The following is an 18845-nucleotide window of genomic DNA, read 5'->3' as shown; positions in this document are numbered from 1 at the left end:
GAATCACTCCGTCCCGACCATATTTTCTGAGTAAAATCAGACACTTAAGCCGATCAGCTAGATCGGCTTTTTTGTGCCTGCGCAAAACCCGCGCAAAACTTGCGCAAAACTACCCGGTGATTTCGCTGATATTTAGGTCTGGAATTGCTTCAGACCAGACGATTTCTGCGTGGTCCTTCTGGTAGTTCTTGGTCATCTTCTCGCTGGCATGGCCTGCGATCTTCTGCCCGTCCTTTCCGGCTTTCTGGTACAGGTGAAGCGATAGCGCTCGCACCTCATGGAAGCCCGGCATCTCTTCCTCCTTCCATCCCTTGTAACAGCCTGCCGCCTCCCGGGCCTCCTTAAAAGCCCGCGTCAAATATCTCTCTTCGACCTGGGTCCAGTGGTCCTTCGTCTGCGCCTGCTTTTGTTTCAGGCGATCTGGGCGACGGTGCACCAGGTAAGGCGAGGCGATATCGTCCCGGCATCGGCTGATCACCGCCTGCAGCTCTTCAGTTACCGTGAGCCTGATCCATGCGGCATCGCTGGCCTTGGCTGTCTTTTGCTGCACCACATACAGGTACCCCTCCCGAACACCGTCAAATCGCATGTTGAGGATGTCGGTACGGCGCTGGGCGGTGATCAAGGCCAAGTCGATTGCGTTTTGCAGCCACACCGGCGACTTCTCTCGGATGGTTTTCAAACCCTCGATCGTGTGCCGCTTGCGCTGTTTCTTCTCGATCCGGTTGATGGTGCTGGCCGCCGGGTTGTCTGGGCACAACCCCTTAGCGGCGGCATGGTTGAAGATGTCGACCAGCAAGGCCCGGCACTGGTTTGCCGTCCGTGGGGTCAGTGCGTCGAGCATCTCGGCGATCATGCGGATCGTGATCTGATCGACAGCTTTTCCTTCGAACTGCTTGCGGAAGCGTCGAAAATGCACTGCATAGAGCCCCAGGGTGCCCTTGGCCAGCTCGCGTGGCGGCAAGACATCGCGCTCGTAAGCATCGAGGAAGCCCGCGAAAGACTCGGATGAGTTCCCCATCACGGCGCCAATCAGGTCAGCCCCCCGCATGAACTCCAGGTTCAGTTGCTTAGCAGCGTCTATGGCTTTCAGGCGATCAGCGCCGAACGGGAAAAACTTCCCGTCGGTAGGGCGCCGGTAGCGATATGTCCCGCGCCGCGCGTCGTAGTACAGGTTCTGCGGAAGGCTCTTATTCGCAGTGTTGCGCGGCCGTGGGGACATCATGCAGCTCCTTTCATTACCATTGCGACAAGGTCGTTGCCGCTGGACGCGTTGAACGCCGCCCAGTCAACGTACCAGAGTTTCCCGATTTGCTCGCCCGGCACCCGGCCGTTGCGTATGTGGTTTCGAATAGCCTGTGGGCACTGCGGCGTGCCGTTTTCTCCCCAGCGTCGGCGCTGGAATTCGCTGATTTTGATGAGTTCCTTTCTCATAGCTACCTCCCGCCGCCCGTTGTAGGCCGCGCTGTCTTGATGATGTGGATGATGAAACCGAAGGTGAGCAGCATCCAGGCGATGGTGCCGGCGAATGCTGCGATCAGGTGTTGGTCGGTACCGGTGGAGAGCAGCTCCGGCACCTGCCAGAAAAGCCAGAAGGTGGACCCCGCCACGTACAACACGATGGCCGTTATGAGCAGGGTGAGTTTCGTTGCGTACATGGGGTGTCCTTGCCGCGCTGGGCGGCAGAAGTTGATAGCGAAGTGCCTCGATGGCGAAGGGTGCGAAAAAGAGCTACAAATACTGTTCAATTTGCTCATGTGTCAGGGAGGGCGCGTGTCACACAATCTCGATGTTCCAGTCGTTCACGCCTATCGGGGGCATACGTTGTTTCTCAAGTTCGAATGGAGGCGACCAAACGATGACGTACCCGCATTTGCGAGAATCATTGAGCCGGCAGCCGTTGCTGGGTTGGGCGAAGTCGCCGCCGAGCTGACGGGGCCATGGCCTGACTATCCGGCGGCACTGGGTGACGCAATGGCAGCAGCGGAGCGATGGGTCGACAGCCAGTTACCGCGAGTTCGCTCACCGGCGGGCATGTAGGGGGATTGGGAAGTGGTTAATCGACTTTGTAATACACGTAGCAGTCTACGCCCTGATTTTTGAGCGACTCGTACATGGCCTGGACGCCTGCGTAGCGGCGATTTCCGATACCTGCAAACGGTGTGTCGAGGTGAAAGCCGCGTGCGTGCCAGCCGTGTGCTTCCTGCAGGTATCCGCGCAATCCCTCGACCCAGGCCTCACGCACGCCGGGCATCCGTATAACGACCCGATCACAGTTGGCGCTGCCACCATCATCGGTACATGCATCGGCTGCGACCTGTCCGGCTTTCATGGCGATTTCAATCTTTGGCGGCAGGGTGGCTATTTCAGCTTTCTTCATCGCTGTTGCTCCTTTTCGAAGTGGAACACCACCGGCGCGCCTGTCTCGGCGATCAGACCGTAGGACTTGGCCAGGCGATATATTGGGTGGTAGCTGTTGAGGGAGTTGATGTGCCCTGCGATCCAGTTCCGCCAGCCTTCCAGGGTTTGGCCACCCTTGCTGATGTTGCAGGGCGCGCAGGCCGGCATCATGTTCTCCAGCACGTCATGCTCAGGGCGTAGCGGCTTGCCTGAGACCAGCTTCCAGGTGCCGGCGGCGGTCTGCTTGGACAGCAGCTCACGCACCACCGGCGCCAGATGGTCGGCGTGCCACCGCTCACCCAGCAGCACGCCGCAATAGGCGCAGTGCCCGCCGTACTTCAAGCGCACTTGCTCGCGCTCAGCTTTCTTCAGGCGCATAGATATCCTTGCCGCTATAGCGGCTGACTTTGAAGGGGGAGGGGTTACAGGTTTTGCGGGTGGAGTACGGATGTACTCCTTCCGGTATCAGACGCCCGGACGGCCCTTGAAGGCGAGCCAGATGTAATGGCGGCCTTTGGCTGTGACCTTGATCTTGCCAACCTGGCGGTTCCAGCTGATCAGCCGCAGCTCTTCAAGGATGGTCGTCAGCGTGTGGCCCTGGTGCCAGCCGGCCAGCGCCTTAATGCAGCCCTGGGCCAGTAGCCCGCGAAAGTCATCGTGGCCGAAGTTGGTGCCCTGGAATGAGCTCTGCACCTGCTCATCGGTCACCAAGTCGGTGATGGTTCTCACGTTCGGGTCGAGCCTGTAGCTTTTGTGGGTCATGGCAGTTCGTCCCCGACGATCATCCTGCAGGGGCCCGAACGCACAGCCTTGAGCTCAGCCCGCAAATCATCTATCTGCTGATCGGCAGCGGTCAGGAGCTGTTGTAGTTCGTCGGCGCGCCGCCAGTCGTTGAAGTTCGGTACCGGCTTGCCGGCCATGCGGTGTTCAAGCATGGCCCAGACAAGGTGGTATTCCGGCCAGTCGTGCTCGACAACTACGCACTCAACCATCGCTTTGGGGTGGCAGTCGCGCAGGTACTCTGCCTCATCTTTAGGGAGGCGCTTCAGTTTTAAGACGATGTAGCGATCTTCGCGTTTGAACTCGCTCATACAGCCTCCCTCGTTACCAGATCATGGGCATTCACAACCGTCATGCCGAGGTGCCGGGCAATCAGGACTTCGAGCTGGGCGCCTTTCGATTCTTGCCACCCGGGCAGGGTGGCCACGGTGTCGCAGTCCATCAGGGCTGCAATGTCGCGGCGCATGCAGTCGTTCCAGGTGCCGCCGTCTGGGTTGATCTCGGCGGGGTTGGTGACGGTGTGGCCGCCGGCGCGCAGGTTGGTGGTCATGGCGTGGAAGGCGGCGAAGTTGAGGCCGGGCAGGCCGGTCATGGGGCCGCTGAGGTAAATCCGTTTCACGGGGAATCCTTGCCGGGCCATGCCCGGGCGGTGGAGTGGGGGAGCGGAAAAAGCCCAAGAGGAAAGCCAAGGGTAAGCGGCAGAGCATCGAGCATTACCGTCAGTGCATCGTGTTCTGGCTGACCAATATCGAGGGCCCTACCGCATGAAACGACTGACTGATTGGATAAACCTGATCGCCGCCATCCTTCGCCTTATCGCCGTCATCATCCGTACCGGCTGGCTTTGAGCTACGATGACCCCTTCCTAAAGATGGGCAGGACCATGACCAAGCACGATATTTACGATGAGATCGAAGGCTTTCAGGTTTGGAACTACATGGAGTGCGACAAGGACGAGGAAGGCCGGGAGACCTGGCGTATCAACGTCGAGGTGAAGCGCGGTAGTGAAGTGGTGGTGCCGGTTGTTGCGGGTGACCGAACCTATGTTGACCGTGGCCTGGCGCAGGTTGCTGGGCGTGAGGTCGGGGCCAGGCTTATTGCTGGCGCAGACCTATAGGTTTTCGTGGGCATGGGGATGCCTCGGAGCGTATAGTCCTGCCAGATTTTTTGGAGGTCTATTGAGTTGAATTTTTTTGAGTATCGACTTGCACTATGGCGCCAAGAGCACGTAATCGCGAAGCTGGAAGAATACGACCCGAATCCGAACCCTGACCCAGAGGGTGGTTTCACCAGCTCCTACTACACCGACCTCGATCATTCCTGGCGCAAATTGGACCAGATCCACTCGAAGTATTACGAGCACAAAGCGAAGATGGCTGCCGTGCCGCTTCCAAGTCGTTCGGACGGATCAATGTATGATCGGATCGAATGGGATTACCCAATCCCTTACGAACCTATCCTTTACCTATCCGAGAACGGCATAAAGCATGTGAAGGCTCAACTGTGGGAAGCGAACAAGCAGGCCAGGGAAAAAGTGACATATTGGTTTGGGATAATTGTGGGCATCATCGGTGCGCTAACCGGGCTTGTTTCTGCTTGGAAGGGCTAGTCACCGCAGAAGCAGGCAATAGCCTCTTCGTGGTCGGCGAACATGTCGAATTGGGTATCGGAGTAGTCGAGCATCTGCTGGTAGCTGGGGCGGTCGCTGCGGAAGCGGTCGCCGTTGCCGGTTGACTTGCCGCCAGATACCACTGAGCTTTCCATGCGCGCCCACCACTCGGCCTTTGGCCGGTCGCTGGCGATGATCGAATAGACTTGCTTGGCACCTTTCAGGAAACAAAGGTCACAGTTGCCTTCCAGCGTCCTGCCGTTGATATTCGGTAGCATCAGGTCGAATGGTTGCCCGGCCCAGAAGTCCGTCACCTCCTGAACGCCGACACCGGCATCGGCCAGTGGCATCACCATGGTTGCCCACTTGCTTTCGCTGGTACTTTTGCGGTGTCGGATCTTCGCCACGCGGCGCGGTTCGTCGGCCCGGATACCAGTCATCATGTCTACCGGCGCGTCCTCGGTTGAAAGGCCCAGGCTGCGCAGGTACTTGTGGATGATCCTGATCTTGAGGTCGATGGTGCAGAACCGGGTAACCGGGTTGGGCAGATACTTGCGTTTGCGGATCAGCGCTTCGAACGGCTCGCCCTGGCGGCTCGCAGTGGCGTAATCCACCACTGAAAACCCCGTGTCATCGTCGCGAAACTCCAGCCAGATAATCGGAACATTCCAGCGCTCGGCGCACTCCCGGACGAACTCCAGGGTAATTGGGTGTTCCTTTCCAGTGTTTGCGAAAATAATCAGCAAATACCTGGCAATGTCCTCTGCCGTGTTGTGCAGAAGCACCATGAACAGCATGTAGGCGCTGGTCCGTCCGCCGGAGAAGCTGACAACGGTAGTCCCCCGCAGTCGGTAGTGATTCATGGGTTTCCTCTGGACAAGAGAAAGGCGCCCGTAGGCGCCTAGTGGTGTTGCGGGAGTGGGTTACTTCGGATCGAATGCGCCCAGAGACAAAGTCGCTGCCTCACCGATCTTGTCCTGAAGAACCGATTTGAACTCCTGAGCGATGTCTTCGCGCTGTACCTCTTCGCCCACCCAGCGCAATTTCAACACCGGCTGCGAGCCGCTGGTGATCACCGACAGACGAAGGGTGATCTGTTGTTCGGTCAGGCCTTCGAACGGGACCGTGCGGAATTGCAGGGAAACCGGCAGGGTTTCTTTGCTGCGCGCCTCGATCTGGTCCATGGCACTGCGGCTGGCGCTGGTTTCGCCTACCGTGGTTTCCGATTCGCTCGATGCCTTGATGGTGATGGTGCGCACTGCAGCAATGGCCTTGGCCACCGCGATTGCATTGCCTGCCTCATCAACCGGGGTGAGGTACTGGTGCCAGTCTTCGATCCAGTCGCTCAAATCCTTTTGGCTGATACCGCGCCCGCCGATTTGCTGGGCTGCGGTGTAGCCGGCGGTTGGCTTCAGCTTGAGGACGGCGCGGTCATCGGCGTGGCCGGGTTCGGAGGTGGTGCCCAGGTTGAACAGCAGGGCACAGCTCATTGCGTCTTGGTCGATGAAGCCGCGCGCACCTGGTTCTGCGCGCTCAACAACATAGGTGCCGAAATCTGCCAGCGAATGGGTGCTGTAGGTGCCACGGAAGCGGCTACGGCCGGCCTGGAACTTCTCCAGGTCGATGACTTTCGAGCTTTCCGGCAGCACCACGGTAGGGACCACTGTTTCCAGCTTCTTGCCGTTGGCTTCCAGCGCCGTATCGGTGATGAGCTGAATTGCATCTTTGGTAAGTGACATCGCTTAATTCCTTGGATTGCGGAGGGAGGGTGAGCGGGGTGAATCAAGTGCGTTTGGGAATTGGTGCGTCATCGCGGCTGAACAGTTGGTCATGCTTTTCCGCGAAGAGGGTCACGCGGCCACCGGTCCCCACGTGCATTGGCGTATCGAGGCTGGTGTTCTCGCTGCGGGTGCCACGCTTGGTTGGCACCTTGTAGTCGAGCTTGTGCTTGATCTTCACCTGGTGCGATTCGCCGATCTGGCTGAAGTCCAGGGTAATAACCAGCTTGCCGGCCTTGCCATAGTCGACAACCCCGGCGGCTACTTCGGATATGGCGTGGCCAATTTGGCTGGCGAAGGCGCCACCGTTGAGTTCTTCAAGAAACTCGGCTGTATCTGTTGCTGTGGACATGGCTGTTTCTCCGGGATGGCCAAAAGGCCGCTGGGTGGAAGATTGAATTGCGATTGACGAAGGCGCTGGCGCTGGCGCACCTGGTTGCTGAGGCGCCTCATGGGGTGTCGGCGAACTTGAAGCCGTTTTCCTGAGCGATCAGCCTGGCCCGCTTTCTGTCGGTGCCGAACTCTTTGGCGGCCTCGATAGCAGTCAGGCCTGCCTCAGCCAGTTCCTTCAGCCTGGGCGCATCCTTGTCGCGGGCAGCCTTCAGCTTGATGCTGCGGGTGCTTTTGATAGGGCCGCCGACCTCACCGCTGACGCCGCTGGCAATCTGCTCCGCCTTGTTGCCGGCGCCGAAGAATGCGTCCATCTGGCGATGCAGATCCGCGATCACTGTGTCCCGAGGATTGGCCATCGGTCCGCCGATCACTGCGCACCGCCTGACAGCGTCACCTTCACGCCGTCGGCCCGAGATTCCAACTCCTGGGCAAAGTTGTTTGCCTTCTTCCAGGTCCAGCGGAAGCCCTTTACCTTGCCGGTGGCGATCTCCACGATGTGGTATGCCTTGCCGGCGGTGCGGATCTGAAAGCGAATCTTCTGCACTGGCGCCTCCTTGCCGATCAGGGCGTAGAACTCGGCGGTGGCGATACGGGAGCGCACGTGCAGGGCCGCAACCCCGTCTACGCGCTGTTGAATTGATGCGTGCATGGTGGATACCTCAGGGGGTTGCGTGTATTCGTCAGCACCCTGACCGCCTGGCGGGTGCCGGTGTGACCAGGGGAGGGTGCTGACGGGTAAACGCGAGATGTAAAAAAGCCCAGTAGGGACTGGGCTTTTCGTTGCGTTACATAGACCTCCCTATGTCACGCAGGCAGACGCTTCGGCGTCTAGGGTGTGTGTGGTTTACATGGCTGCCAATCCTCCGTGCTGCGTGGGTTTAATGCAGGTGGCCGGCGAAAGGCCGGATGTTCGTCCGCATCGGATATAGCTCGAATCCCTCTGGGTGTTGCCCGTCTACGCCGCGACAAAATCCGCTCAGGCTCGGGGCAAGGTGGCCACCCTGCTATCACGCCAGAGGGCCGAGCTATATCCGATGCGTCCTGGTGCTGGGGAGTACCAGGTGCTCGGGCCCGGGCTTGCACCGGACTTCCACGTCACCATTACTTTTATATGGGGTTCATACGTGTAGTTCGCCCATTTCCGTAGGCTTTCGCCATCCCACTGCCCACTCATTGAATGAGCAGAAGCGATGCTGTCTGTCACGCATACATGCGCACGGTGATGTGCCCGTTGCTCGCCACCACATGCTCCCAGCGGTTGAAGAAAACACCGGCACCGAACTTGTCGATGGCAGCCTGTCTCACCTTGCTCATGACGTCGTGAGCCAGTTCGCCGGCTTCCGGGATCGCCAGCCACTCAACGCGCTTGTTGAGCGTTCGGTTGTTATCAATGTGGAACTGAGCCATTTCCTATCTCCTGGTTGTCATCCCGCTGCACCCTGTCGCCAAGGTGCAGAAGTGATGCTGTCCGTCCTATTGCCGCCGGAAGGGGCGCATTGCTTGCCGGGTCACTCACTCAGTTCTGGCGTTTCACCATCGAGCAGCCGTCCAGGTTGTTCCTGTCGTTGGCAGGCTTTCGGGCCTGTCTGCTCGCCGGTCGCCGGTAGAGGCAATGCGGTCTGTTGTTTGTTGCGCTGACTGTTAAAGAGCGGTGGTTCTCAGCAGCGGCGGTGTGTCGCTGCGATGGAAAGAACAATAAGCTAATGCCTAATCAGATGTAAATAGGTAATGCCTAATTATTTTCAGAAATATCGCCGCTCGGTTATTCAGTTTTTGGAGATGACATTCTCAGCAGCGCTGATATAAGCTCTGCCTAAGCTGTATGGATATACAGCAATTTATCGGGAGGGGATTTCATGGCGAAGAAGCAGGCGGCACCGGCAGCACGGCAGGAAATGAGCGGGATGGAGCGCCTTGGGCTGCGGGTTTCATCAATGATCAATCACCCCGTGGCGCAGGCGCAGCGCTGGGTGACGATCCATCGCCTGGACACAGACGGGGACCGGGAGTGGGAAGAGATGCTGGGCGTGATCGCCGATACAGACGAGCTTGAGCTGACGCTCAACGACGACGGCAGCGTGACCGTGAGGTGGGAGCAGCAGGAGGTCGAGGTGGCGGGTAGGGGAGAGGTTGAGTTTGAGCCAGAAGAAGAGTCGTCACCTTTCTGATAGGCAAGAAAAAGCCCGCTCAGTGGCGGGCTAACTTGATTCGCATGGATCAGTGAGGAAGTGCTTTTAATAGTGGCCCTAAGTACTGCTGCGCGAGCCACCACGCCGCACCCACAGCAGACCCAACAACTGTAGCCATCCCGACTAGCGCCCAGAATGCAATCTTGCCTTTGGTGACCATATTTTTATCAATGGTGTCGAGCTTTAAGTCTGCCGTTTTGGCGAATATTTTTAGATCAACCACATCGTTAGCTATGGCTTTTACGTCGGTCTTCAGGTCAGAAATGTCGCGGCGCATGTATTCGACATGACTTTCAAGCCTTGCTACTCGCGCTTCCAAGTCGCCACCCCCGCCATTGCTAGTACCATTTCCACCAGTATGGCCTCCGCCTGAGCTCCTGTCACTGTGGCGCTCGGCCTTAAGCTTTTCGAGTTCGCGCTGGATAAAGGTTAGATCAACGTTACTCATCTTCCGTTTTCCCGACGAAGTCCCTTATCGAGCTCACCATGTCATCATCAACAGCGCTTTCAATTTTTGCAATAATCAAGTCAATTACAGCCAGTGAGTCCTTTGCGGCTGCTTTGAGCCCTTGACTGGATGATGAGTCCTTTTCGATTGCGCGGGCGAGATTCAGGGTCGCCCTTGTTTGATACATCGAAATTACAAAAAGCTGGCCTAGCGTAGTGCCCACGGCGTCCGAGAAAGACGCTGGTTTTGAATCGTCATCCATAGCTCTAAATAACTCCAATTGTTTTTAAGAGTCGCAGCTGGCCCTTAGCGGGCACGCCTCAGACCAAATTTGCATTCCAGACGAGCAGCACGCGCGCCTGGATGTAGGTCTCTTCTGCCCAGATATCCTCGGGCGGATGATTGGTGTTATCGGACACCATTTTGAACTTATCCTTTCCCTTTCTTTGCAGGCGCTTGATGTACTCGAAGCCCTGATAGGAGAAAAGGTATATCCCGTCGCCAACAAACTCTCGAATGCTTATATCAACCAGGAGCGGATCCCTATGTTTGATCGTCGGCGCCATCGACTGGCCCCAGCCAGTGACCATCTTCAGATGGTAGTGCTCAACGAACTCGACACCCATTGACCGCAAATGCGACGGGCTGACGCGAATATCCTGAAGCATCTCGGGGTAGTCGTGAGTTACCTCACCGCCACCCATAGCGCCCCGGATATCGTAATGCGCGATCCACACCTCATCGCCTACCTGGCCGGGTCGCGAGAAGTCGACATGGATAACGTTTCCTGAGTCACTTTGCTCTGCCGCAGCAAGCAGCCTGGCGCGAGCATCCTCTGAAAGGCTCGCCCCCTTCGCCGCTAACATCTGACGAATCATATCTGCCGCAGACGAAGCCAGCGAGCGCCCGTCAGTACCTGCTTGAATGGCAGAATCTTCGTTGGTGACTTCGAGGTTTTCGTAGGAGAAGCCTGGGCGTAGGCCCCAGTGCTCAGGCCCAACGACATCGGAGAAGTAGGCGATCACATCCATCAGCTTTGACTTGTCGATTCTGCCGTTTTTCACCCACCCCTGTATCGACGGAGGCTTCACGGAGAAGTCGTCTGCGAGGTTCTTTTTCGATACGCCCTTGGCGATCCGCGCGGCCTCGATGGCCGCGCCTAATTCTGGTCCGGTAAGCATTGCCTAATTAAGCCTATTACGCTGTTGGTTAGGCAATGGCTTGCCCGCGATAAGGTAATGCCTTATATTTGGTGCGAATCTCCAGGAGAGAACTTATGAAGTCAGCAGAAGCGGCCAAAGAAGCATCTCGCTTGCTGGGTAGTCAGGTGGAAATGGCGCGCCTGCTGCAGGTCACTGCACCCACGGTTAATCAGTGGTGCTCGGGCGAGCGCCCAGTACCGGCAAAGCGAGCTATCCAAATCGAAGCGTTGACCGGTGGCGTTGTGAATCGAACCGACCTTTGCCCTGCCTTTCCGTGGGACCAGATCACTTCCGCAACCACCGAGGGCGCGCAGCAGACGGCTGCCTGAAAGCCGCGACCGCCGCTCCATTAAGCAAATGATCGCCTCTGCGCCTGCAGAGCGCCACGGAAACAAATTTGAGGTTTTACGAATGGAAGATTTCTTGAGGGCTTGCCACACCACCATCAAGGAAAGTGGGGCAGAGGAGCTGGCCGGGAAGATGTGCCTTGCGCACGTGAGCTTGCTGCAGCGCTCGAACCCTGACAATTCGGCTCACCACCTAACCATCGAACATCTTTTTGGCGTCCTGCTGCACACCGGCGACATGCGCCCACTGATGGCCCTCGCCGACAAGTTTGGCTACGACCTAGTTGCCCGTGAGAAGCCTGCGGCCAAGCCATTGATGGTTGCCCTGGGCCATCTGTCTGCCGAGTGCGGTGACGTTGGTCGCTTGATCTTCGACGCCGCCGCTGACAACCACATCAGCCAGCACGAGAAAGCCCAGGGCGAGAAAGCTATTCAGGAAGCCATCGATGCTTTGCACATCCTGCGCGAATCGCTCAAGGCCGCCTGAATCCCGGGCATAAAAAAACCGCCTGGCAGGGCGGTTCAGTACAACATTTAACGGGGCCAATCATGATCAATCAAGACAGAACAGTCAACACCTCCAGGAACGCCGCGACACCTCCAGCCCATCTTAAATATGTGTCGCGACACCTCATTCCAACCCCTGCGGTCAATCAAATCATCAAAGGGAACTCGCTGTGAGCGTCCAAGCAATGTCGTGGGCGCTTTCTTTGCCCATCCAGTCACTTAAAGATTCCAGCGCTCGGCATGTACTGCTGTGCCTGGCCAACTACGCCGGCTCAAATGGTGCTGGTGCGTTCCCGTCAGCAAAAACCCTTACCGATGACACCGGTCTTTCCGAGCGAACAGTCCGTATCAAGCTTGACCTGCTGGAAGAGTGCGGCCTGATCGTTCGCGGAAATCAGGCATTGGCTGCAGTGTACATTGACCGTCATGACCGCCGCCCGGTGGTGTATGACCTCATGATCAAGCGGGGTGCAGCACCTGCACCCCGTCAAGATGTAACGGGGTGCAGCCTTGGTCAGAACGGGGTGCAGCCTGCGACAGAACGGGGTGCAGCCACTGCACCCAATACATCATCTAACCATCAATTAACCGAAGAGCAGCAGCGCGAGCTTGCGGAATTGATTGCCGAGCAAGATCGCCAGGCCCTGGAATCGCAAGATGATCGCCAGCGCTTCGCCATGTTCGCCGACTTCGTTCCGCCCGAAGACGCGCTGCAGACTCAAATGAAAATCGCGGGCCTGCCAGTCGACTCGATGACCGACGAACTGCTGGCCGGCTTCAAAGGCTTCTTCGTCGCCAAAACATCCGTACTCGATACCGCTGCTGGCTGGTGTTTCAAGTTGGTCGGCTGGATCAAGCGCGAACGAGCCCAGGCCGCCGGATCCGCCTCGGCGGAAGAGGGGCCCGCCGGTGAGGACTGGGCATCGAAAGGGGTACGGCTATGAATCGAGCCAACAAACCTGTCGTGGCAAGCCAGCTGGTTGCTCGCCGTCAATGCGATCCGACCTACCAGGGCCCTGACCAGGCTCAGGCCATTGTTCCTGTCGACCCCTCCACCCAAGCTGTCATCGACGACCTGTTCCTTCGGTTGCGCGGGGCATGCGGCGCGTGGCGACAGTCCTGGCCCACCGAGGCTGTCATGAACGCCTCTAAGCTTGAGTGGCTCGGCGAGTTCATGCGCTCAGGCATCAGCCGCATGGAGCAGATCGACCACGGCATGAGGGTGGTGAGTGCGAGCAAGTCAGCTTTTGTGCCGGCCCCTGGCGTTTTTGTCAGCTGGTGCTTTGCCCCTGAAGGCTTGGGCCTTCCGAGTGTCGAGTCTGCTTACGCTCAGGCGCTCCGCAATTGCCACCCGGCAATGCGCAACTGTTCGAAGTGGTATCACCCAGCCGTCTACCACGCAACGGCTGCCGCCGGCTTCCACAGCCTGCCGCTGCTCTCCCGCGAGCTGGGCCTGGCGAGCTTCGAAAAGCAGTACCTGAACCAGTGTCGCCGAATCTGGCAGGGCGAGCGTCTTGAGCCCATCCCGGTTGCCGAACTTGCTTCACCGAAACCCAAAATCACCCCTGATGTAGGCAATAGAGCCTTGGCCGAACTGCGCGCATGTCGCGCCGGAGTATCCCGATGAGCGCACTAAGTACCCAGGTATCCGGCGATCACTACAAGTCGTTGGCAATTCAGCCGATCGAATATATCCACGCGAACAGCATTCCATTCGCTGAGGGCAGCGTCATCAAGTATGTGACCCGCTGGCGTGACAAGGGTGGCCTGGCCGATCTGGAGAAGGCAAAGCACTTCCTTGAACTGCTGATCGAGCTTGAGCAGAAAGCTGCCAAGGTGCACGAATGAGGGTCGAATCCAAGAAACTGCGCGACTCGGCCCGCGACCAGTCCTGCACTTTGCGCCTGAGTGGTTGTGGTCACGATGACGGGACCGTTGTCCTGGCGCATATCCCGTGCGGACAAAAAGGGATGGGGATGAAAGGCCCTGACGTGATTGCCTGCTTTGCCTGCGACAACTGCCATTCGATCATTGACGGCCGCAAGCGTGGTGAGTTTGAGGTCGCTGACCTTCTGCGTGCCCTGGCAGAGACCCAGATGCATTGGATTGGCAAGGGTCTACTCAAGGTTCAGGGGGTGGTGGCGTGAATGTCCTAATCAAAACGCTGACGGTGAAGCTGTCGGATGTCGAGATTGCCCGCAATGCCAAGCTTGAGCATGTGCGCGACCTGCGGGATGCCGGCCACCCGGCGCTGCACTTTCGTTTCGCCAAGAATCGCACGCGTGGCTCCTGGTACCTGCTCAACAAGCGCAAATGGCATCGCATCGGCGGCTTTCCCGAACTGAACACCAAGCAGGTGATCGCCGCACTGCCGGCGGTGCGTCTGCGGGTCGCTGCCGACGGCGCGGCCAGTGTTTCGGCCTGGGTAACCGTGGGTGAACTGCTCGATTGGTTCGGTGATCGCATGGCCAAGTCGCGTGCGCTGTCCGACAAGCGCCGGGCTGCGGGTAAGTCGGCTATCAGTTGCCAACTCAAGCCACGTTTGGACGATCTACTACTGCGCGACGTGAGTGCCCAGACCCTCGACAAGCTGCTGATGTGGCCGGCCCAGGCCGAACTATCGCTGTCCTACGTGCAGCAGCTGTACCGGCTGCTCGCGGTGGCCTTCCGTCAGGCGCGCAAGCTGGACCTGATCCCGGTCAACCCGATGGCGGAAATGAAGTTCGTCAACTTCACCACGGCGCGGATCCTGCCCAAGCCGGCGCGGTTGCGTGACGTGCAGTTGCAGGACCTGGTGAGCCTGCTGGCCGAGCGCTTCGACAGTGCGCCGGGTGACGCCATGCTGGCCTTGATGATGCTGTGCCACGGCACCCGGATCGGCGAGACCCGCCAGTCCCGCTGGGCCGACATCGCGCTGCCAGAGCGTGAGTGGTTCATCCCGGCAGAACACACCAAGACCAAGACCGAGCTGCGGGTGCCGCTGACCGATCAGGTGTGTTCGCTCCTACAGCTGTACCGCACCCGGCAAAACGCCCAGGGCTATGAGGGGCCGCTCCTGTTCCCGTCACGCCGTGGCAAGGCACTCAGTGACAACCAGGCGAGCGCGGTATTCACACGGCTAGGGCAGGGCGCCTGGACCAGTCACGACCTGCGCAAGGTGGCCCGTACCGCGTGGACTGACCTCGGCGTCGACGGCCACATTGGCGAGATGCTGCTGAACCACTCGCTGGGCAAGATCGCCTCCACCTACATCAACACCCAGGCCAAGGAGCAGCGCCGCCTGGCCCTGGTGAAGTGGCACAACTGGTTAGATCAGCGTGGCTTCAAGGCGATCCACATGCAGACAGGCGTTAGATATGAAGATTCGCAAAACCTCGTAGACGCCTTGAACAGCGGGGCCTGCGAGCCAGAACCACAATTTGTTAAGGGCGAGGTTTAAAAATGATCAAAAGGCAGCATGGCCCCGCTTTCAAGGCCACCCCAATCCCGTTGAAGTGGTGCCCGATATGCAAGGGTAAGACGGTCACCTCGGGAGTTTTCCACGAACTGCCCTGTACGGAATGCCACGCCTCCGGCTGGGTATCTGCGGAGACGGGCGAACCGCTGCCGGTCGATATATTGGTGACCCAGCTGGGGCTCATGCTGAACATCTACCAGCAGCGCCTCATCGCCTTTGGCAACCGAATCAATCAGCAGTCAGGTGCGCAGCAGCAATACAACGAGAACAACCGCCGTGGCCCAGGTGCCACCAACTTCACAGGGGATTGAGCCATGGCCTTCACACCGAGCTTTAAAGAACGCACCGCCGAGGATCTGCTCGAGCATTGGGGCCGCTGGGTCGTCCTGGGCTCTGGTGTGTCGTGCTGCGCGTCCCGCGAGAACACCATCCTGTCGCCGATGATCACCGACGACGATGCCCTCTTGATCGACGGGCTCATGGGTCGCCTTCTCAAGCGCTACCCTGAGTGTGGCCAGGTGCTGATGAAGTACTACACCACCCGTGACAGCTCGCTGATGGAAGTCGGCAAGAAGATGGGCTTCGGCGAAGAGAAGACTCGCGGGCTCTGGAAGGCCGGCATTGCCTGGATTGATGGAGCCTTAGATATTCGTCGTCAGGCTGCTTGACAGCCCCGGTCCCGACATATAGATTTCTCGTTACTTTGCGGTTTTTCCGCGAGCAAAGCCCGACCCTGAGTTGGGCTTTTTGCTTTCTACAGTTCACTGAGCCTCGGCATTTGCCGGGGCTTTTTCGTTTTCGGCTCCACCACGCCCATTGCTCCGAGCTGGGAGTGCTGCTGGAGCCGGACCTAATCGCCCCCCAGATCGGGGAGGACAGCGGATGCCCAACATGCCCGATAAGCCAGACACCTGGGTTCTAGTGCTCGCCTGGCTGAGTCAGCACGCCCCGGCCTTTTATGCCGCAGGCTTCGCGATATCGATCTCTGCGCTGCGGATCATCTACGGTGGTGGGACACGCAAGGCGGCGTTCTTCGAGAGCCTGCTGTGTGGCTGCATCACGCTGTCGATGCTGTCCGGCCTTGAACTGATCGGCATCCCGCAGTCAGCAGCCAGCTTGATCGGCGGCATGGTCGGGTTGTTGGGGGTGGATAAGGTCCGCGCCTTTGCTGATCGGGTCACGGGCTTCAAGTTGCCTGGCCGGAATGCTGACTGATGGCCAGCACCTCACCCTGGCATCACCTCTACAAGACCAAGCGCTGGTATCGGTTGCGATGGCACCAGCTACAGGCTGAGCCTACCTGCCGCCTGTGTCGTGCTCTTGATGTGGTCGAGGCTGCCAACATCGTCGACCACGTCAAGCCGCACAAGGGTGACGAGGATCTGTTCTTCGATGCCGGGAATCTACAGAGCCTGTGCAAGCCCTGCCATGACGGCGCCAAGCAGCGACAGGAGAGGACCGGCATTCTGCCTGGTCATGACGTGTCAGGCATCCCAGTGGACCCTAACCACCACTGGAACCGCGTATGAGCGATTGATAAACGCTATCAAAATAGCCTTTGAGGCACGCCAAACCCCCGAATGTGGCACGCCAGTGGCCCAGGGGGGAGGGTAAATTATGAGGTTTTCCGCTGTATAGGACCGCCCTCGACCCTCTTATTCATTTCTAACCCGGAAAAAGCCGCCAAAACACATCGCGGCAATATTGAGAAAACCTATGACAGCCAAGCGCACCCGCTCCGATAGCGCGACATCGGCGGTTGCTGCTATGCAGGCCGCTGCCGCTGGTCCAATCAAGTCGCCGAGGTTCGTCCATTTACGCAAAGGCGACAAGCCATTTTGGGATTCCGTTGTGCGCGCGCGCACGCGTGATAGTTGGACAGACTCCGACCTGGTCCTGGCCGGCAACCTCGCGCGGTGCCTTTCAGACATCGAGCGCCTGCAAAAGGAGATCGATCTGGAGGGCGATGTGTTGAAAAACGATCGTGGTACGCAGGTCATTAACCCCAAGCACAGCCTGCTGGAAACGCTGAGTCGCCGCGCCGTGTCATTGAGCCGAACACTTCAGGTTCATGCCCAGGCTACTCAGGGGGAATCCCGCGACCAGGGCAAGAAGGCGACCAAGCAGCGCGCCGCAGAAAAGGTTCTTGCCGAGCAGGACGATGAAGATCTGATCCCGAGGGCTATGCACTGATGGCAGTCAAGCGCAGGACGCGTGGCGAAAAGGTTATCGCCTTCATTGAGAAGTACTGCCGCGTGCCGGAAGGTCAGCACGTTGGAAAACCTCTGGTGCTTGATCCGTTCCAGAAAGAATTCATCCTGGATGTCTACGACAACCCTGTTGGCACCAGCACTGCCTTTCTCAGCATTGCCCGAAAAAACGGGAAGACGGGTTTGATCGCCGGCATCCTTTTGGCCCACATTGTTGGGCCCGAAGCGGTGCAGAACTCTCAGATCGTATCGGGGGCAATGAGCCGCGAACAGGCCGGCCTGGTGTTCAAGCTGGCCGTGAAGATGATCCAGCTCAACCCAGAGCTGCAGTCTTTGATTCACATCGTGCCCAGCAGCAAGACACTGATCGGCACGCCGCTGAACGTGGAGTACCGAGCGCTATCCGCCGAAGGGAAAACCGCGCACGGGCTGTCGCCGATCTTGGCCATCCTCGATGAGATTGGTCAGGTGCGCGGCCCGCAAAGCGATTTCATTGACGCGATCACGACAGCACAGGGCGCCCACGCGGCGCCGCTGCTGATTGCGATCAGCACCCAGGCTGCGCAGGACAGTGACCTGTTCAGCATCTGGCTCGACGACGCGGAGAAGTCTCAAGACCCGCACATCGTTAGCCGCGTCTACCAGGCGCCAAAGGACTGCAAGGTCACCGATCGCGAAGGGTGGAAGGCTGCAAATCCGGCGCTTGGTTCGTTCCGTTCGCTGGCAGATCTTGAGAAGCAGGCAGAGCGTGCCGACCGGATGCCGGCTTCGGAGAACACGTTCCGCAACCTTTGTCTGAATCAGCGGGTGTCGACGGTTTCCGTCTTCGTCTCCAAAGGTGTTTGGGTCGGCTGCGGCGATGATCCGGACAGCCCGGATGGCATGGATCTGTACGGCGGCCTTGACCTCTCGTTCAGGACTGACCTTACGGCCTTCGTCGTCATCGGCAAACGCGACGGCAATTGGAGTGTCTGGCCATTCTTCTGGACGCCTGAGCAGGGCCTTGCCGAGCGCGCCAAGCGTGACCGAGAGGCGTACGAGGTGTGGGCTAGGGAGGGGCTGCTACTGACCACCCCGGGCGCAACCGTGGACTATGCCTACGTTGCCGCCGATATCGCTCGGATCCTTGCCGAGCTCGGCGGCGACATCCAGGCCATTGCGTTCGACCGATACCGGATCGACCTCTTCAAGCGGGACGCAGAGGCTCAGGGCGTCACGCTGCCTCTGGTCGAGTACGGCCAAGGCTACAAGGACATGACCCCAGCCATTGATGCGTTGGAGTCGGAACTGCTCAACGGGAGGATAAGTCACGGCATGCACCCGGTGCTGACCATGTGCGCATCCAACGCGGTGATCCAGAAAGACCCGGCGGGCAACCGAAAGTTTGCAAAGGACAAGGCGACCGGCCGCATCGACGGAATGTCGGCTCTGGCAATGGCGTTCGGCGCGACCCTTGGTGCTCCCGAAGAGGTCAAGGGCGACATCGACCACTATCTCAAAAACGGATTCTCCGGACTTCTATAGG

At 58.7% G+C, this 18845-nt stretch carries 33 protein-coding genes; 16 read left to right on the top strand and 17 right to left on the bottom strand.

What is annotated here, in order from left to right; translation table 11 throughout:
* Positions 1–109 precede the first annotated feature (109 nt).
* From HBO05_RS11700 to HBO05_RS11665, 8 genes are all read right to left on the bottom strand, one after another.
* Positions 110–1222 carry a tyrosine-type recombinase/integrase gene (locus HBO05_RS11700; protein WP_172312754.1) on the bottom strand — a complete coding sequence of 371 codons (1113 nt, stop codon included), beginning with the start codon at positions 1220–1222 and terminating at the stop codon, positions 110–112.
* Positions 1222–1434 (bottom strand): hypothetical protein, encoded by a 213-nt coding sequence (locus HBO05_RS11695; RefSeq protein WP_065943845.1) that lies wholly within the window; start codon positions 1432–1434, stop codon positions 1222–1224. The genes HBO05_RS11700 and HBO05_RS11695 overlap by 1 nt, the downstream gene beginning before the upstream one ends.
* Positions 1435–1436: 2 nt before the next feature.
* On the bottom strand, positions 1437–1658 hold the full coding sequence (locus HBO05_RS11690; RefSeq protein WP_172312752.1) for a hypothetical protein: 222 nt from the start codon (positions 1656–1658) through the stop codon (positions 1437–1439).
* A 398-nt stretch (positions 1659–2056) separates the two neighbouring features.
* A complete protein-coding gene (locus tag HBO05_RS11685) occupies positions 2057–2380 on the bottom strand; it encodes a hypothetical protein (protein WP_172312750.1) in 324 nt (107 codons plus the stop codon).
* Positions 2377–2778: an HNH endonuclease gene (locus HBO05_RS11680; RefSeq protein ID WP_172312748.1), complete on the bottom strand. Its 402-nt coding sequence runs from the start codon at positions 2776–2778 to the stop codon at positions 2377–2379. The genes HBO05_RS11685 and HBO05_RS11680 overlap by 4 nt, the downstream gene beginning before the upstream one ends.
* An 87-nt stretch (positions 2779–2865) precedes the next feature.
* A complete protein-coding gene (locus HBO05_RS11675; protein ID WP_102618009.1) occupies positions 2866–3162 on the bottom strand; it encodes a hypothetical protein in 297 nt (98 codons plus the stop codon).
* The gene (locus tag HBO05_RS11670) at positions 3159–3491 is read right to left on the bottom strand and encodes a hypothetical protein (protein WP_172312746.1); all 333 of its coding nucleotides are present in this window, start codon (positions 3489–3491) and stop codon (positions 3159–3161) included. Before HBO05_RS11670 ends, HBO05_RS11675 begins: the two co-directional genes overlap by 4 nt.
* Positions 3488–3799: a DUF4406 domain-containing protein gene (locus HBO05_RS11665; protein ID WP_172312744.1), complete on the bottom strand. Its 312-nt coding sequence runs from the start codon at positions 3797–3799 to the stop codon at positions 3488–3490. Before HBO05_RS11665 ends, HBO05_RS11670 begins: the two co-directional genes overlap by 4 nt.
* A 162-nt stretch (positions 3800–3961) precedes the next feature.
* On the opposite strand from HBO05_RS11665, the gene HBO05_RS11660 reads away from it, so the two are divergent.
* Both HBO05_RS11660 and HBO05_RS11655 read left to right on the top strand, forming a co-directional pair.
* Positions 3962–4297, top strand: coding sequence for a hypothetical protein (locus HBO05_RS11660; RefSeq protein WP_236299559.1), 336 nt, complete (start codon positions 3962–3964; stop codon positions 4295–4297).
* Between the two features lie 66 nt (positions 4298–4363).
* A complete protein-coding gene (locus HBO05_RS11655; protein WP_052224711.1) occupies positions 4364–4789 on the top strand; it encodes a hypothetical protein in 426 nt (141 codons plus the stop codon).
* On the opposite strand, the gene HBO05_RS11650 is transcribed toward HBO05_RS11655, so the two are convergent.
* The 6 genes from HBO05_RS11650 to HBO05_RS11625 form a co-directional block, all read right to left on the bottom strand.
* Complete coding sequence (locus HBO05_RS11650) at positions 4786–5652, bottom strand: phosphoadenosine phosphosulfate reductase family protein (protein WP_172312742.1); 867 nt, start codon at positions 5650–5652, stop codon at positions 4786–4788. The genes HBO05_RS11655 and HBO05_RS11650 overlap by 4 nt on opposite strands.
* A gap of 60 nt (positions 5653–5712) precedes the next feature.
* On the bottom strand, positions 5713–6528 hold the full coding sequence (locus tag HBO05_RS11645) for a DUF2303 family protein (RefSeq protein WP_172312740.1): 816 nt from the start codon (positions 6526–6528) through the stop codon (positions 5713–5715).
* A gap of 43 nt (positions 6529–6571) precedes the next feature.
* Positions 6572–6919 (bottom strand): hypothetical protein, encoded by a 348-nt coding sequence (locus HBO05_RS11640; RefSeq protein ID WP_078467578.1) that lies wholly within the window; start codon positions 6917–6919, stop codon positions 6572–6574.
* Between the two features lie 97 nt (positions 6920–7016).
* Positions 7017–7331: a hypothetical protein gene (locus HBO05_RS11635; RefSeq protein ID WP_172312738.1), complete on the bottom strand. Its 315-nt coding sequence runs from the start codon at positions 7329–7331 to the stop codon at positions 7017–7019.
* A complete protein-coding gene (locus HBO05_RS11630) occupies positions 7328–7609 on the bottom strand; it encodes a hypothetical protein (protein ID WP_172312736.1) in 282 nt (93 codons plus the stop codon). Before HBO05_RS11630 ends, HBO05_RS11635 begins: the two co-directional genes overlap by 4 nt.
* 551 nt (positions 7610–8160) lie before the next feature.
* The gene (locus HBO05_RS11625; RefSeq protein WP_172312734.1) at positions 8161–8367 is read right to left on the bottom strand and encodes a hypothetical protein; all 207 of its coding nucleotides are present in this window, start codon (positions 8365–8367) and stop codon (positions 8161–8163) included.
* 449 nt (positions 8368–8816) lie between these two features.
* Here HBO05_RS11625 and HBO05_RS11620 point away from each other — a divergent pair, with 449 nt between their 5' ends.
* On the top strand, positions 8817–9128 hold the full coding sequence (locus tag HBO05_RS11620; protein WP_172312732.1) for a DUF1654 domain-containing protein: 312 nt from the start codon (positions 8817–8819) through the stop codon (positions 9126–9128).
* A 49-nt stretch (positions 9129–9177) separates the two neighbouring features.
* Here the strand turns inward: HBO05_RS11620 and HBO05_RS29045 are convergent, their stop codons facing one another.
* From HBO05_RS29045 to HBO05_RS11605, 3 genes are read right to left on the bottom strand one after another with little or no spacing between them, the layout of a single operon-like run.
* Positions 9178–9597 carry a hypothetical protein gene (locus HBO05_RS29045; RefSeq protein ID WP_178123919.1) on the bottom strand — a complete coding sequence of 140 codons (420 nt, stop codon included), beginning with the start codon at positions 9595–9597 and terminating at the stop codon, positions 9178–9180.
* Positions 9590–9859 (bottom strand): hypothetical protein, encoded by a 270-nt coding sequence (locus HBO05_RS11610; RefSeq protein ID WP_172312730.1) that lies wholly within the window; start codon positions 9857–9859, stop codon positions 9590–9592. Before HBO05_RS11610 ends, HBO05_RS29045 begins: the two co-directional genes overlap by 8 nt.
* Before the next feature lie 58 nt (positions 9860–9917).
* On the bottom strand, positions 9918–10778 hold the full coding sequence (locus tag HBO05_RS11605; protein ID WP_172312728.1) for a S24 family peptidase: 861 nt from the start codon (positions 10776–10778) through the stop codon (positions 9918–9920).
* Between the two features lie 95 nt (positions 10779–10873).
* Here HBO05_RS11605 and HBO05_RS11600 point away from each other — a divergent pair, with 95 nt between their 5' ends.
* The 13 genes from HBO05_RS11600 to HBO05_RS11540 all read left to right on the top strand — a co-directional run bounded on the left by HBO05_RS11600 (position 10874) and on the right by HBO05_RS11540 (position 18844).
* Positions 10874–11128, top strand: a complete 255-nt coding sequence (locus HBO05_RS11600) for a Cro/CI family transcriptional regulator (protein ID WP_172312726.1) — start codon at positions 10874–10876, stop codon at positions 11126–11128.
* Between the two features lie 82 nt (positions 11129–11210).
* Positions 11211–11633, top strand: a complete 423-nt coding sequence (locus HBO05_RS11595) for a phage regulatory CII family protein (protein ID WP_172312724.1) — start codon at positions 11211–11213, stop codon at positions 11631–11633.
* Positions 11634–11838: 205 nt separating this feature from the next.
* Positions 11839–12597, top strand: coding sequence for a helix-turn-helix domain-containing protein (locus tag HBO05_RS11590; protein WP_172312960.1), 759 nt, complete (start codon positions 11839–11841; stop codon positions 12595–12597).
* Positions 12594–13280 carry a replication protein P gene (locus HBO05_RS11585; RefSeq protein ID WP_172312722.1) on the top strand — a complete coding sequence of 229 codons (687 nt, stop codon included), beginning with the start codon at positions 12594–12596 and terminating at the stop codon, positions 13278–13280. Before HBO05_RS11590 ends, HBO05_RS11585 begins: the two co-directional genes overlap by 4 nt.
* On the top strand, positions 13277–13501 hold the full coding sequence (locus tag HBO05_RS11580; protein ID WP_169905288.1) for a DUF3310 domain-containing protein: 225 nt from the start codon (positions 13277–13279) through the stop codon (positions 13499–13501). The genes HBO05_RS11585 and HBO05_RS11580 overlap by 4 nt, the downstream gene beginning before the upstream one ends.
* Positions 13498–13800 (top strand): nuclease domain-containing protein, encoded by a 303-nt coding sequence (locus tag HBO05_RS11575; RefSeq protein WP_169905286.1) that lies wholly within the window; start codon positions 13498–13500, stop codon positions 13798–13800. Before HBO05_RS11580 ends, HBO05_RS11575 begins: the two co-directional genes overlap by 4 nt.
* Positions 13797–15092 carry a site-specific integrase gene (locus HBO05_RS11570; RefSeq protein ID WP_172312720.1) on the top strand — a complete coding sequence of 432 codons (1296 nt, stop codon included), beginning with the start codon at positions 13797–13799 and terminating at the stop codon, positions 15090–15092. The genes HBO05_RS11575 and HBO05_RS11570 overlap by 4 nt, the downstream gene beginning before the upstream one ends.
* Positions 15093–15094: 2 nt before the next feature.
* A complete protein-coding gene (locus tag HBO05_RS11565; RefSeq protein ID WP_172312718.1) occupies positions 15095–15421 on the top strand; it encodes a hypothetical protein in 327 nt (108 codons plus the stop codon).
* 3 nt (positions 15422–15424) lie between these two features.
* A complete protein-coding gene (locus tag HBO05_RS11560) occupies positions 15425–15778 on the top strand; it encodes an antiterminator Q family protein (protein ID WP_169905282.1) in 354 nt (117 codons plus the stop codon).
* 214 nt (positions 15779–15992) lie between these two features.
* Complete coding sequence (locus HBO05_RS11555) at positions 15993–16325, top strand: phage holin, lambda family (protein WP_172312716.1); 333 nt, start codon at positions 15993–15995, stop codon at positions 16323–16325.
* Positions 16325–16639: an HNH endonuclease signature motif containing protein gene (locus HBO05_RS11550; protein ID WP_172312714.1), complete on the top strand. Its 315-nt coding sequence runs from the start codon at positions 16325–16327 to the stop codon at positions 16637–16639. The genes HBO05_RS11555 and HBO05_RS11550 overlap by 1 nt, the downstream gene beginning before the upstream one ends.
* A gap of 187 nt (positions 16640–16826) precedes the next feature.
* Positions 16827–17303 carry a TerS protein gene (locus HBO05_RS11545; RefSeq protein ID WP_172312712.1) on the top strand — a complete coding sequence of 159 codons (477 nt, stop codon included), beginning with the start codon at positions 16827–16829 and terminating at the stop codon, positions 17301–17303.
* The gene (locus HBO05_RS11540; RefSeq protein ID WP_172312710.1) at positions 17303–18844 is read left to right on the top strand and encodes a terminase TerL endonuclease subunit; all 1542 of its coding nucleotides are present in this window, start codon (positions 17303–17305) and stop codon (positions 18842–18844) included. The genes HBO05_RS11545 and HBO05_RS11540 overlap by 1 nt, the downstream gene beginning before the upstream one ends.
* The last annotated feature ends 1 nt before the right edge of the window (position 18845 follow it).

The sequence above is a fragment of the Pseudomonas sp. WS 5079 genome, assembly GCF_012985465.1.
Lineage (GTDB): Bacteria > Pseudomonadota > Gammaproteobacteria > Pseudomonadales > Pseudomonadaceae > Aquipseudomonas.
This window is presented reverse-complemented; position numbering and strand designations above follow the sequence as displayed.

Coding starts and splice junctions, on each gene's coding strand:
- HBO05_RS11700 (WP_172312754.1), bottom strand. CDS start 1,222: ATGTCCCCACGGCCGCGCAACACTGCGAATAAGAGCCTTCCGCAGAAC.
- HBO05_RS11695 (WP_065943845.1), bottom strand. CDS start 1,434: ATGAGAAAGGAACTCATCAAAATCAGCGAATTCCAGCGCCGACGCTGG.
- HBO05_RS11690 (WP_172312752.1), bottom strand. CDS start 1,658: ATGTACGCAACGAAACTCACCCTGCTCATAACGGCCATCGTGTTGTAC.
- HBO05_RS11685 (WP_172312750.1), bottom strand. CDS start 2,380: ATGAAGAAAGCTGAAATAGCCACCCTGCCGCCAAAGATTGAAATCGCC.
- HBO05_RS11680 (WP_172312748.1), bottom strand. CDS start 2,778: ATGCGCCTGAAGAAAGCTGAGCGCGAGCAAGTGCGCTTGAAGTACGGC.
- HBO05_RS11675 (WP_102618009.1), bottom strand. CDS start 3,162: ATGACCCACAAAAGCTACAGGCTCGACCCGAACGTGAGAACCATCACC.
- HBO05_RS11670 (WP_172312746.1), bottom strand. CDS start 3,491: ATGAGCGAGTTCAAACGCGAAGATCGCTACATCGTCTTAAAACTGAAG.
- HBO05_RS11650 (WP_172312742.1), bottom strand. CDS start 5,652: ATGAATCACTACCGACTGCGGGGGACTACCGTTGTCAGCTTCTCCGGC.
- HBO05_RS11645 (WP_172312740.1), bottom strand. CDS start 6,528: ATGTCACTTACCAAAGATGCAATTCAGCTCATCACCGATACGGCGCTG.
- HBO05_RS11640 (WP_078467578.1), bottom strand. CDS start 6,919: ATGTCCACAGCAACAGATACAGCCGAGTTTCTTGAAGAACTCAACGGT.
- HBO05_RS11630 (WP_172312736.1), bottom strand. CDS start 7,609: ATGCACGCATCAATTCAACAGCGCGTAGACGGGGTTGCGGCCCTGCAC.
- HBO05_RS11625 (WP_172312734.1), bottom strand. CDS start 8,367: ATGGCTCAGTTCCACATTGATAACAACCGAACGCTCAACAAGCGCGTT.
- HBO05_RS11620 (WP_172312732.1), top strand. CDS start 8,817: ATGGCGAAGAAGCAGGCGGCACCGGCAGCACGGCAGGAAATGAGCGGG.
- HBO05_RS29045 (WP_178123919.1), bottom strand. CDS start 9,597: ATGAGTAACGTTGATCTAACCTTTATCCAGCGCGAACTCGAAAAGCTT.
- HBO05_RS11610 (WP_172312730.1), bottom strand. CDS start 9,859: ATGGATGACGATTCAAAACCAGCGTCTTTCTCGGACGCCGTGGGCACT.
- HBO05_RS11605 (WP_172312728.1), bottom strand. CDS start 10,778: ATGCTTACCGGACCAGAATTAGGCGCGGCCATCGAGGCCGCGCGGATC.
- HBO05_RS11600 (WP_172312726.1), top strand. CDS start 10,874: ATGAAGTCAGCAGAAGCGGCCAAAGAAGCATCTCGCTTGCTGGGTAGT.
- HBO05_RS11595 (WP_172312724.1), top strand. CDS start 11,211: ATGGAAGATTTCTTGAGGGCTTGCCACACCACCATCAAGGAAAGTGGG.
- HBO05_RS11590 (WP_172312960.1), top strand. CDS start 11,839: ATGTCGTGGGCGCTTTCTTTGCCCATCCAGTCACTTAAAGATTCCAGC.
- HBO05_RS11585 (WP_172312722.1), top strand. CDS start 12,594: ATGAATCGAGCCAACAAACCTGTCGTGGCAAGCCAGCTGGTTGCTCGC.
- HBO05_RS11580 (WP_169905288.1), top strand. CDS start 13,277: ATGAGCGCACTAAGTACCCAGGTATCCGGCGATCACTACAAGTCGTTG.
- HBO05_RS11575 (WP_169905286.1), top strand. CDS start 13,498: ATGAGGGTCGAATCCAAGAAACTGCGCGACTCGGCCCGCGACCAGTCC.
- HBO05_RS11565 (WP_172312718.1), top strand. CDS start 15,095: ATGATCAAAAGGCAGCATGGCCCCGCTTTCAAGGCCACCCCAATCCCG.
- HBO05_RS11560 (WP_169905282.1), top strand. CDS start 15,425: ATGGCCTTCACACCGAGCTTTAAAGAACGCACCGCCGAGGATCTGCTC.
- HBO05_RS11555 (WP_172312716.1), top strand. CDS start 15,993: ATGCCCAACATGCCCGATAAGCCAGACACCTGGGTTCTAGTGCTCGCC.
- HBO05_RS11550 (WP_172312714.1), top strand. CDS start 16,325: ATGGCCAGCACCTCACCCTGGCATCACCTCTACAAGACCAAGCGCTGG.
- HBO05_RS11545 (WP_172312712.1), top strand. CDS start 16,827: ATGACAGCCAAGCGCACCCGCTCCGATAGCGCGACATCGGCGGTTGCT.
- HBO05_RS11540 (WP_172312710.1), top strand. CDS start 17,303: ATGGCAGTCAAGCGCAGGACGCGTGGCGAAAAGGTTATCGCCTTCATT.